The organism is Cellvibrio sp. GW822-FHT04B05 (assembly GCF_058800985.1).
Window position 1 is genome coordinate 350,601 of the sequence record NZ_JBXAMU010000002.1, and the last position, 12,674, is coordinate 363,274.

Genomic DNA, 12,674 nt, shown 5'->3' on the forward strand with positions numbered 1-12,674 from the left:
TGTAGCGGCAAAAAAATAAAACCCCGGGCAGCGAACTGGCCGGGGTTGTTATACGCGAGGCATTTACATTTTATCCAGCAACCCTAGCAACTGGGTGACATCAACCGGCTTCAATAAATGATAGTCAAAACCTGCATCTTTGGCTTTTGCTCGATCCTTATCCTGGCCATAACCCGTAATCGCAACCAATCCCGCATTTGCGGTAACAGATTGCGAACGCAGCATTCTGGCCAACTCGTAGCCATCTATTTCGGGTAAGCCGATATCGAGCAGGAAAACATTAAATGATTGCTGCAATGACAGTGTTAATGCTTCGGTTGCCGAATGGGTGAAAACAACATTGTGACCCATTGCTTCCAAATACATCGCCAGCATGTGTGCGGCATCAACATTGTCATCAACCACCATAATGCGTAGGGATTTGGCTGAGAGTGAAGCGGCATTCGAGGTGAAATCCGCAAACGAATCTGACTCATGTAAAACCGGGAGCCAAATAGAAAATTCACTTCCTTTCCCCAAGCCTTCACTATGGCCTTCAGCTTTACCACCGTGAAGTTCCACCAGGCTTTTAACTAATGCCAGTCCAATTCCCAAACCACCTTGGGTCCGGTCTGCACTACGCTCGGCTTGTGTAAACAATTGAAATGCATCGCGAGTAGTTACCGCATCCATTCCAATGCCATTGTCTTTGACGATAATCCCCGCCATATTATTGTTAATTTTCAGCACTAATTGAATATTGCCACCATCGGGGGTGTATTTGGCGGCGTTATTTAATAAATTCGCCACTGCCTGAATGAGCCGCTTTTTATCGCCATTCACATACATTGCATCGGTAGGAATTTCAATGGCTAATTGGTGGTGGCGGCGCTCGACCAACGGGCGCAACTGCTCCACGGCCTCAAGCAACATATGTTGCAAATTGAGTTTTGTTTTTTCCAGTACGACCAATCCACTGGTAACGCGCGAAACATCCATCAGATCATCAATCAAACCCGTCATGTGTTTAATTTGGCGGGAGATAATTTCACTGGTTCGCTGTACTCCTTGCGGATCAAGCCGGCCGAGGCGCAACATTTCCGAGGCGGCACTGATGGGCGAAAGTGGGTTGCGCAGCTCATGGGCAAGCATCGCCAAAAATTCATTTTTGCGTTTGTCCGCCAATTCAAGATCGCGAATTTTTTCCGCCAATTGTTCATTAACGCGTTTTAATTCCTGATCGATAAGATATTGTTCTGTGACATCACTACCCTCTACGAAAATACCGCTAATGCTTCCGTCGAATTCAATAATAGGTTGATAGATAAAGTTGATGAACCGCTCCTCCACCTCAGGGTATTGGTTCCGGAAAACCTTCACCGGCATACCAAAACCAATAAATGGCTCACCCGTTTTATAAACCTTATCGAGCAACTCAAAATAACCCTGCCCCTCCAGTTCCGGCACGGCTTGCCGCACTGGCAAGCCGACATAATCACGCTGGCCAAGCAACTGTAGAATGGATGTATTCACCATTTCATATACATGTTCCGGCCCACGCAGTACTGCCATAAAGCTGGGCGCCTGTTGAAATAATGCATTGAGGCGTTGGCTTTCTTCTTTTTGGCGCTCGTAAAGTTTTTCGCGTGACGCGGCCCTGAACGCTTCAATTTTCCGCCGTTCAATGGCGGTAAAAATTCGCTCGGCAACCTCTTTAAATAAATTGATTTCATTCGGGCTCCAATCGCGCCCCACGGTGCGATGTGAACTCAGGGACGCAACTAACAAACCGTTCCTGCGAATAGGTACACCTAGCACAGCAAGTGATTCAAGGGATTCATAGGCTCCGCCAACGGTTCGTTCGTCCGACCTGGTGTCGGTGACACACATCACCCGTCCCTGTTGTAGATCATTCAAAATGGCAGGGCTATAATCCGCAATCGAGCCACGCAGGCCCTGGATACTATTGACCTCCGGCACATTCCAACTGTATTCAACAATGAAGCTGCCATCATCAGGATCATCGATATTGGAAAAACTGATCCTCGCCAAACCCAGTTGCCGACCAAGCATTTCAAATACGACTGAAGCGATTTCGCCCGGCTCATTTATCTCGCTTAATTTATCCAGCAATTGCAATTGAAACGCCTGATCCGCTTCAAGCCGCTGGCAATTATTGATCTGCACCAGCAATTCTTCATTCAACCTGTGCAACTCATTCCTGGATTTATGCTCTTCGGTAACATCGTTGCAAATAACCAGGACACCATGCACGCCAGCAGTATCCGCAATCGGGCTGTAACCATAGGTCCACCACACATCTTCCTTTTTACCGTGACGGGTTACCGGAACAAGCTGCTCAACATGCCATGTGGCCTCACCACCAGCCATAACAGACATAATTTGCGGCCCGATAATGTCCCAAATTTCTCCCCAACATTCTTGACCTGGTTGACCAAGCGCACTGGGGTGACGCTCTGGCCCCATTGTTTGGCGATACGCATCGTTATAAAACTGGATGAGCCCCGGCCCCCACCAGATAAACATAGGGTGGTGGGATGTCAGTACCAGACGTAAGGTGGTTTTGAGGATTTCAGGCCACTGCTCTGCCGGCCCAAGTGGTGTGGAACTCCAATTGTACATACGCGTCAGGGAAGCCATTTCCCCTCCGCGCGATAAAAATTCCAATGAATGTTGCATATTGGTGAAGTTCCAGCCGGCCCTTTTGAAGGGTAAAAATTAAATAGCCGGTATGAAACCTTAAATACGCAGGAAAGGAAAGAGTCAGGGATTTAAAAAGCTGCAGGAAGATTCTGAGCGTGGGTGGCGATATTTTTTCCATCGCAAAACTGTGCATAATTTCATTTTTTGAATATTTACCCGATGAAATATGACGTCCACTTTTTTGCTGCGATACCAAAAGGCAACCGATTGGCTGCCTTTACCTGTTTCCAACTACTTACCTGCTTTCGACTATTTAGTAGCCCAACCCCGGTCACCCACCTTGTAGGCGAGGTTGCCATCAAAGCGACCCGGAATCGGAGCATGACGCAGTACCTGCGTACCGCCCACTTCCGAAGTGAAGAAACCAAACAGGGTCAGTTGCTTGATCATAGTGAAGTAATGAATTTTACCCATCGCCACTTCCGCTTTTGCCTCGCGGTCGAGTTGATTTATAAACGCTTCGCGCTCAGTAGGTTGAAGTTCCATAAAATTGCGTTTGCAGGTTTTCTTGCAACTGTCTTCAAAGGCCATTAAACCTTTATGAAAAATAGCTTGCTCATCAAGTGTGTAGCAATCATTCACATACACTGTCATAAACTCGCCGACTTTCGCATCTTTTGCACCCGGTGTTTCGGTGCGCGGTAAAATCGTCTCTGCAATTTCATCCAGCAGCGCGATATTTTCATCAGAAAAATTGGCCGGAACGGGTGGACTGGTGGCACAGCCGCTCAACAGCGCAGTGCCACCAATCATTGCAGTGCCGGTAGCAGCAGTAATCAGTTTTAATAATTCACGGCGATTCATTTCAGATTCCCCTTTTTCAATTCTTTGACAGCGTGATCAACTGCCCGCGCAGTAAGAGCCATATAAGTTAGCGATGGGTTTACGCAAGAGGCCGAGGTCATACAGGCGCCATCGGTGACGAACACATTGGGAGCGTCCCATACCTGATTAAATCCGTTGAGCACTGAGGTTTTTGGATCGCGCCCCATCCGCGCAGTACCCATTTCATGGATGCCCATCCCGGGTGAATAACCCCAGTCAGCACCCTGCACATTTTTAACGCCGGCAGCTTCAAGAATATCTACCGCGTCTTGCATCATGTCTTTACGCATTGCCAATTCGTTTTTACGAATCTCAACATCCATTGCCAAAACAGGCAGACCCCATTTGTCTTTGGTATTGTGGTCGAGATAAATACGGTTGTCATGATGCGGCAGCATTTCACCAAACGCCGTCATGCCGATAGTCCATGCACCCGGTTCAGCAAGCGCATTTTTAAAGTCAGCACCGACACCCATCTCGGCAATATCGCGGTTCCAATCCTGACGGCTTGCCGCACCCTGATAACCAAAACCGCGCGAATAATTGCGCTTCTCATCACCAAGATTACGAAAACGCGGAATATAAAAACCGGCTGGACGACGGCCGTAATAATATTTGTCTTCATAACCTTCAACGAGACCACCGGCACCAACACGGAAATGATGATCCATTACGTTGTGACCCAATTCGCCACTGCTGCTGCCCAAACCACCACTCCACACATCGGTAGCGGAATTCATTAGAATCCAGGTGGAGTTAAAACTGGAGGCGTTAAGGAAAACGACATTCGCAGTAAATTCATAAGTCTGATTGGTTTCTGCATCAATTACTTCTACGCCGCGCGCGCGCTTTTTATCTTTGTCATACAGCACCTGGCTTACTATTGAAAAAGGTCGCAGTGTGAGATTGCCGGTTTTCATCGCCGCCGGCAGGGTGGATGACTGGGTGCTGAAATAAGCACCGAACGGACAACCCAACCAGCATTTGTTGCGATACTGGCAATTAACCCTGCCCTGCTCCGGCTTTGGCTGGGTGATATTCGCAACGCGGCTGTTAATCATTAAACGCTTGCCGGCGTACACTTTTTTGATGCGAGCCGCTACATCTTTTTCTACACAGTTAAGTTCGATCGGCGGCAGGAATTGACCATCGGGCAAATGATCCAAACCTTCGAGGCTGCCGGAAATTCCGGCGAAGCGCTCAACATAATCGTACCAGGGCGCGATATCTGTGTAGCGAATCGGCCAATCAGTAGCGATACCTTCACGCACATTAGCTTCAAAATCTTGCTGGCTAAAGCGATAACTTTGGCGACCCCACAATAACGAGCGGCCACCGACGTGATAGCCCCGAAACCAATCAAACGGTTTTTTCTCAACGTAAGGGCTTTCCTGTTCGTTTGCCCACATGCCGTTGGTTTCTTCATTAAGCACAAAATCGCGCTGCAATACCGGGTGATTTCTTTTCATCTCCTGCGTAGGACGACCGCGATGTGGATAATCCCATGGATCTTTTCCTGCATTCACATAATCTTTAATGTGCTCGATGTTGCGCCCGCGTTCGAGCAACAATACTTTCAAACCTTTTTCAGTCAGTTCTTTTGCGGCCCAACCACCGCTAATGCCGGAGCCAACAACGATGGCATCGAAGTGCTGTGTACTCATAGACCTACCTCTGAATGGGATTAAACGTCGCAGATGCGAATAGCGGCTTGCAAGGATTCAATTTTTTCTTTGTTCGTGGCACGCTTGGGCATAAATTCCTGCGCGACGTAACCCTTGAAGCCGGTGGCTTGAATGGCGCGAACGATGGCTGGGTAGTAAAGCTCTTGGGAATCATCAATCTCGTTGCGGCCAGGTACACCCGCCGTGTGGTAATGACCAAAGTATTGATGATGGTGTTGAATGGTGCGGATGATGTCGCCTTCGCTGATTTGCATGTGATAAATGTCGTACAACAATTTGAAATTGGGTGAGTCGAGACGCTTGCACAACTCGATTCCCCATGCAGAGTTATCACAGAAATAATCGGGGTGATCGATTTTGCTGTTAAATAATTCCATCTGCAAAACTACGCCGCGCTTTTCAGCTTGCGCAAGGATGCTTTGCAAACCTTTGGTCGCATTTTTCAAACCTTCCTCCGGATCTTTGCCACGCGCATTGCCGCTAAAACAAATCAGGTTTTTATAGCCGGCAGCGCTCACCAGATCGATATGTTTGCGGTAGCTCTCTACCAGTGGTTTATGAAACCGGCTATCGCCCCAGCCATCTTCCAGATTCAACTCGGCGCCATTGCACATGGAAGAATCCACCCCATACTGCTTAAGAATATGCCACTCTTTCGGCCCAACTAAATCAATCGCTGAAAAACCCAAACGTTTAACAACCAGGCACAGTTCTTCAAGCGAAAGAAAGTCAAACGTCCAGCGCGCGACTGAGTGAGAAATATTGCCTTTCAGGGCAGTTGTAGGAGTACCGGATGATAAAGCGAGTTCTGTACCGAGTGCTGACAGGCTGGATAAACCTAATGCACTGGCGACAGCGCCGCGCATCAGTGCACGGCGATTTACGGAATGGCTCATGGTCACTAACTCTATTTTTGTTACCTGGTGGTTACCACGGCTCTCTCCAAAGCCGCGAATAAAGGTTAGCTCGCCGCCAAAAGGTTATCTATGCGGTCAACGCATCTTTACTCTTTATGACAATAACGTGCAAACAGGTGTAAAAGAACAGTAAAAAAGAGAAGGGATTATTTATAACTGTGATTCAACAAAGTTTTCCATTTGGAAAAACCCCATTTCTGCTTGGCCGTAGCGCGAAAAATCCCAAGCATATCCCAATTAAAAATACATGGAATTTTTTGTAATCAAAAAAGCCAGCGCATGGCTGGCTTTTGTAAAACAATTTAATCTCCTAATAATGCTGTACACGCTCATCGACCACAAAAAATTCCATCATTTCCTGCAATTGAATAGCTTGATTACTCATCTCTTCCGCGGTTGCATTCAGCTCTTCGGCAGAAGATGCATTCACCTGCGTGGTTTGCGCCAGTTGGCTTACGGCTGCGCTGATTTGCTCCAACCCGTTTGACTGCTCACTGGATGCGGCGCTAATTTCTTGAACCAAGTCAGCAGTTTTGCGAATCGATGGAAGCATTTCATCTAATAAGCTACCGGCACGTTCAGCGAGCTGTACGCTTTTACCGGCAACTGCACCTATATCTTGTGCGGCCTCTTGGCTGCGCTGTGCGAGTTTGCGCACTTCGGCAGCGACTACAGCGAAACCTTTTCCGTGTTCGCCTGCACGGCCAGCTTCAATCGCGGCATTGAGCGCGAGCAAATTGGTTTGGTAGGCAATTTCATCGACCAATTTAATTTTGTCGGCAATTTGGCGCATGGCTAATACGGTTTCTCGCACTGCTTCGCCACCTTCTGCAGCCGATGTGGCACTACTACTGGCAATGCCGTCGGTCGCACGCGCGTTATCGGAATTTTGCGCAACGGCAGCAGAAATTTCTTCCACTGATGCACTAGTCTCTTCTACGGTTGCCGCTTGTTGTGTCGCTGCTTGTGAAAGGCTTTGCGATGTACTTCCCACCTGCTCACTGGATTGCACCAACTCTTGCGCAGAGTTGCGAATAGTGAGAATTATCCCGACCAATTTTTCGCTCATGGTTTTCATCGCGCCGAGCAATTGCGCAATTTCATCTTTGCCGTACGCATCAATCGTTACCGACAAATCACCGTCAGCAAGACGCAGTGCCGCTGCGCGTGCAACATTGACTGGATTTAATACCCAGGTACGAATTCCCCAGATGAGAATAATCGTCACCAACACAATACTGACCACGCCAATAATAATAGCGATGTTACGCATCTCAATCACATCTTCCATCATCCGCTCAACCGGCACACTCACGCGAAACGACCAGGGTGTTGTGACGTTGCCAACTATAACGGGCACAGAAACTTGATAAGCATCCGCTTGCAAATAATCATCAAACGTTTCGCGCCCGAGCGTTTCACCTGCACGAATTGCAGCGAATAACTTACCATCATTAATTTGCTTGCCAACATTATCTGCTTTGGCATCGCCAATGTAGGTTCCATTGTTGGATAGCAAACTGGCGTACCCCACCTCGTAAGGGTGAATCTGGCTGACTTCATTTTGGTAATCGGAAAGCGCGATATCCACGCCCGCCACCCCTAAAAACTGACCGTTTTGAATGATGGGTACAACCACGGTGGTAATCAGGATTTCTTTACCTGCCACTGTATAGAGATAGGGTTCGATCAGGGTTTCGGTGCGATTGTTTTTAGGTAACTGGTAAAAATCGCCTGCACCCGGCTTGTCGTAATCCACCAATGCCTCAACAATCAACTTGCCCGATCCGCGATTCCAATAAGGAACATAGCGTCCGCTACCATCATGTCCAGGCGCGTTGCGGTAAGCATCATCTTTACCATCAAATGCGTTCGGCTCCCACCCGGTCCATACACCGAGGAATGCGGGATTTGCATCCAATACTTCGCGCAGCAATGCATCTGCAGTCGCACGATTACCATTTACTTTACGCAACCCCGCCAATGCCTGCGCGAGCGTACGCGAGGCGTTCATCGCCACGTCTAACCGGCCTTTCGCTTTATAGGCTTCATGTTGCGCAAGCTCTTCCGCATATTCAGTTGCCAAACCGTGTTGCATACGGCTGGCTTGACTGTTGAGCACCCACAAGGTGATGACATAGCTCACCACTACCAACAGGATGATCGACATCATTTTGGTATTCAGACTATGAAAATTCACAAAGACTCCTTTACACGATTGCGATGAGAGCGACAGGAAACGTTAAAAGCATAGACGGGATTCAGGAAAATCCAGCACGCGACGCAGGAATCCTTATGGGTGTTTTTACTCAGGCATCAAAAAAGTCAGCGCGAGGCTGGCTTAATCGAACATTTTCCTGTGTGCGGTGGTTACTTTGGTGTCAGCGCCAGGATAGCAGCAGATACATACACTAATGGTGCATTCCAATTGATCGCCACTTCATTACTGGCGTAGCTGCAGTAATGATCAAGATAGGATTTAGCGGTAATCGGCGATGGATAAGCAACCTCGCAATCGGACTTATCCTGCTGCCCTGCTTGCGGACCGCCCGCAATAAAACCCGGAACAGGTTCGGCAATCCCATCGGCGCCCGACGGACGATGGTGCGGATGCAAAGTTGTCCTGGTGCCATAGCCGGTAACGAACGACGTGTCAGTTGCGTTGCGCCCGAGAACATAATCCAGCATTGCCTGCGCGGCATCCAGATAATCGCGCTTGCCGTTCAACCGGTATGCTTGCACCAGTATCATCGCCTGCCCTAACGCAACCGAGTTGCTACCCCACACAAAATCTTTTTTCTGCATGGTGACGCGATAAGCAGACGTCGCCCATACTATTTGCACACTTGCCGCCAATTCATCAATACGGCTGGCGATCAATTGTTGGTCGGCAATTGCGGTTAATTGTTTGCGGTGATGTGCAAGCGAAATCCAACCCAGGCTGCGCACATCACCCCACGAGGGAACTGTCGCGTTTGTTTCGGCCGGTTGCATCGCGATGTAGTAGCTGTCTTTTTTGGTGGAGATGTACAGCTCGGCCGCCGCCCAGGCAAATTCATCGGCGAGATTTGCATCGCCGTATTCACCGGTTTTGATATCGGATGGCTGCTTATAAATCACTGCCGGATTAGCAGCTGCCCATGCCCACGCAGATTCCGCCGCAGCCAACATTTTTGCCGACATACCCGGCAAATGATTTTCATATTGCACCAACACGCGGCCGGCAGTTGCCATTACCGCTGCAAAATCCAGCGCTGCTGCAGTCGTTTTTTGCACGACGTAGCGCTCGGCAGTTGCTTCGTGTGGCATCACTGTACCATCAAATTTTTTATTGGTGAGCTTGTGATACACACCACCGTCATTTGGATCTTGCATTGTCAACATCCACTCAAGATTCCACAGGGTTTCATTGAGCAGATCGGGAATGGCGTCACCACTTTCAGGAATATTTAAATTCTGGTTATTAAATATTTCCGGGAAATGCTCGTAAGCGGCAAGCAGTGAATAAGTCGCGATACCGGAGTTAACAATGTATTTGTTGTAATCGCCAGCGTCATACCAACCTTTGGGGCTGGAGATAATCGTATCCGCAGGACGCGCTTCACTCGCTGCAGACGGGTGAATTAAAACCCGCGTGTCGGGATGGCCCAACGGACGCGCATAAACACCGGCGTGCTCCGGCAATAATTCCGCACTGTTGCGATTAAAATAAAATGCTTTGATGCTCGCTGCGTTTAACGCGCTGTATACATCATTGCCAATCGTAAACGGGTAAGAATCATTTACGCCATCAACTCGCACACGATAATGACCGGGTGTTTTAACATTGGAGAAATCGGCAAGCTTTACATTTTCTTCCGACGCATCCCAATTAGCGGCTGCACTTAAACTGCCACTATAAACTTCAGCACCGCTAGTTGCGTCAATAACGTTAAATTGAGTTGCGGCAACATCGGGAACAACTGCCCATTTCGCAGCCTCAGGTAAAAAGCCGAGTTGATTTAATTTGATACTGCCGGCTGCGGCAGATGATGTGGCAGGTTTTTCTGCTGGTGCGCCATTGTTGCCGCAGCCCAGCATCAAGCCGGATGCAGCGACAAACACCAGCACTGATACCAGGCGTGTCGGATTAAATAAAACCATTGCGATTCTCCATTGCGTAGCAGGCCCCAATGAGCCTTTTGTTATGGTGTTAAATGTCGTTAATCAGGCTGTTGTGTAACGCTGGGAAAATACATTCACAAACGAAACGAGCTTACTTCACCAGAAGTAACAACGCGCTTCGTTTTTGCGTGAAAACCTAAAGTGGTGACCTAAAAAAGAAGATGGCCTACAAGAGTAAATAGGCAGGCGGGATTTTGGTGGTGAAGCAGGTAGAGATCAAATCGCTAATACTTTCTTTACAAAAGGAATAGTAAGTTTACGTTGCTCGGCAAGCGAGGCGTGATCAAGCCGCTGCAATTGCCAGAAGAGTTCATTGGTGTCGCGCGGCAAACGCTGGATGATGTACTGCGCTACCTCATCGCCCAATTCCAACCCGCGGTTGCGGGCGCGCATTTGCAGCGCTTGTTGTTTATCTTCATCGACCAGGTTGTGCACTTGATAGGTCAAGCCCCATTGCAAACGCGAGCGTAAATCTTCCAGACTCAACGCGAGTTCACGCGGGCTGTATTCCGCCGCAACCAATAAACATTTTCCGGCGTCGCGCAGGCGATTATAGAGATGGAAAATTGCCTGTTCCCAATCGGAGTGGCCGGCAATAGTCGGTAAACAATCCAGGCAAACCAGATCGATCATTTCCAAACCGGTAAATAAATCATCGGGCGCGTAGCCGACAAGATCGCGCAGCGGCAGATACTGGACAGACAAACCCATTTCCTGCGCCTGGTGACATGCGGCCTGCAATAGATGGGTAAGGCCGCAACCGGGGGCACCCCATAAGTAGATAAACGCTTCACCGCTGCCATCCAATTGCTGGCGCAAACCCTGCACGACCATCGCATTGTGCGTATGCGCAGGTGCGTAAAAATTTTCAAACGTCGCGTCATCATTCAAGTTAACACTTAGCGACAATTGCTGCGGCACATTTACCATCACTAAAACTACTTCAGCCAAACATACATCAAAGGATTACCGACACTACCCGCATTCACCGACACAACTGCGGAGCTATTACCAGAGGCATTTTCATTCGCCAATGCCTGATCCAGATCGCCCATGGCATCAGCATCAATTTCGGCATTACTGGCAACGGCAGTCAGGGTATTACTCATCGATTCCGCACTAGTGTGCGTTGGTGTCAAACGGCGTCCGAGCGCCAATGTCGTTACCAACAATTTCACATCACCCTCGGTTGTGAGGCGCACCAATATGCCATCGGCATTCACTTTTACCACTTCCATGCGTTGCACCATTGCCAATTCATTAAGGTAAGCCTGTGCCTGCTTGAATTTACCAAAGCTGGTGATATTGCCGATGTGCAACATAATCGCTTGCGGCCCCTGGCCTGTCGGGGTGATCGCATATTGGTTGGCGAAATAATCCGCCGCACGATCAACAACAGAGGTCAATAAACCTTTCACTTCGGGTGTTTCGTCACTGAATGACTGGACATTGCCGTTGTGGAATAACTGCCAGTCACCCAGCCAGGGACCTTGCCCCTGGGCCACGCCCGCCGCAGTTGAAGCAGCACTATTCACTGCACCTACTGGCGGAATTGGGCCGAGACTATAGGGGGTATAACGGCCGACAAGGATTGCATCAGCTTTATAACGCGCTGAAACAGCTTCAAGGGTTGCGCGATCCGGATTCCATAAATCCCCGGCGGCAACACCGGCATCGGCCACCACCAAAGGCAAACCGCGATACTGCGCTTGCAGTTGCATCGCCTGGATATCAATCGGATCGGTTGCGAGGTGCAATCCGGCCTGGTCTTTCGATACCAACCAAACCAACACGTTGGGACGCTGCGCCGGCCACACCGGCAACTGCGATTGACGCAGCAACTGCTCTATCGCCTGGGGCGCATAATTAAGCTGCAATCCGATAGCCGCCGACGTTTTTCCATTGACGGTTATTGTTTCGCTAGAGGATTTGTAGCTGAAGCCGAACAGATAATTCTGCGCCTTGGTAGTTGCCTCTCTGATAGCAGGATGATCAAGGGCACTGCGCTGACCGGAGACACGGACAATCACCTCGCCCAAGGTTGCACGGGCAGCTGCATTGCGCTCGCCCTCGGATTGGTTTTTCACCAGAGTATCGGCACGATAAATATCAACCAATTGCCCGGCCCATAACGGACTGGCAAGGCTGATCATCAAACAGGAAACCAGCAGACGGATAAGCGGAGAGCGCAACAAATTTTACCCCTGGATGCAGCGACTAAAATCGGGAAGCCGGCATTGTAACAGGCTTAAACAAGGGCGCGGCAAGGCTAATCGGGGCAGTCGGCACAAATTCCACCGATTCCCGCTTACTGATTAACATCCGTCCAAACAAAACCTCCAAACAATAACTTACCGCCAAATAGCGCTTTGGCCTGCAA

At 49.1% G+C, this 12,674-nt stretch carries 8 protein-coding genes; all 8 read right to left on the reverse strand.

Going from position 1 to position 12,674, the window contains the following annotated elements; all coding sequences use genetic code 11:
- Nucleotides 1-63: 63 nt before the first annotated feature.
- Nucleotides 64-2,640, reverse strand: a complete 2,577-nt coding sequence (locus AC1RJL_RS07160; protein ID WP_492912376.1) for an ATP-binding protein — start codon at nucleotides 2,638-2,640, stop codon at nucleotides 64-66.
- 312 nt (nucleotides 2,641-2,952) lie between these two features.
- Nucleotides 2,953-3,507 (reverse strand): gluconate 2-dehydrogenase subunit 3 family protein, encoded by a 555-nt coding sequence (locus tag AC1RJL_RS07165; protein WP_492912378.1) that lies wholly within the window; start codon nucleotides 3,505-3,507, stop codon nucleotides 2,953-2,955.
- The gene (locus AC1RJL_RS07170; protein WP_492912380.1) at nucleotides 3,504-5,192 is read right to left on the reverse strand and encodes a GMC oxidoreductase; all 1,689 of its coding nucleotides are present in this window, start codon (nucleotides 5,190-5,192) and stop codon (nucleotides 3,504-3,506) included. The genes AC1RJL_RS07165 and AC1RJL_RS07170 overlap by 4 nt, the downstream gene beginning before the upstream one ends.
- Before the next feature lie 20 nt (nucleotides 5,193-5,212).
- Nucleotides 5,213-6,109, reverse strand: a complete 897-nt coding sequence (locus AC1RJL_RS07175) for a hydroxypyruvate isomerase family protein (RefSeq protein ID WP_492912382.1) — start codon at nucleotides 6,107-6,109, stop codon at nucleotides 5,213-5,215.
- Nucleotides 6,110-6,440: 331 nt separating this feature from the next.
- Complete coding sequence (locus AC1RJL_RS07180; RefSeq protein WP_492912384.1) at nucleotides 6,441-8,330, reverse strand: methyl-accepting chemotaxis protein; 1,890 nt, start codon at nucleotides 8,328-8,330, stop codon at nucleotides 6,441-6,443.
- A 170-nt stretch (nucleotides 8,331-8,500) separates the two neighbouring features.
- Nucleotides 8,501-10,273, reverse strand: a complete 1,773-nt coding sequence (locus AC1RJL_RS07185; RefSeq protein WP_492912386.1) for a glycoside hydrolase family 9 protein — start codon at nucleotides 10,271-10,273, stop codon at nucleotides 8,501-8,503.
- Nucleotides 10,274-10,510: 237 nt separating this feature from the next.
- Nucleotides 10,511-11,245: a DnaA regulatory inactivator Hda gene (gene hda, locus AC1RJL_RS07190; protein ID WP_492912388.1), complete on the reverse strand. Its 735-nt coding sequence runs from the start codon at nucleotides 11,243-11,245 to the stop codon at nucleotides 10,511-10,513.
- Nucleotides 11,233-12,489 (reverse strand): DUF2066 domain-containing protein, encoded by a 1,257-nt coding sequence (locus AC1RJL_RS07195; protein ID WP_492912390.1) that lies wholly within the window; start codon nucleotides 12,487-12,489, stop codon nucleotides 11,233-11,235. The genes hda and AC1RJL_RS07195 overlap by 13 nt, the downstream gene beginning before the upstream one ends.
- Nucleotides 12,490-12,674: the final 185 nt, after the last annotated feature.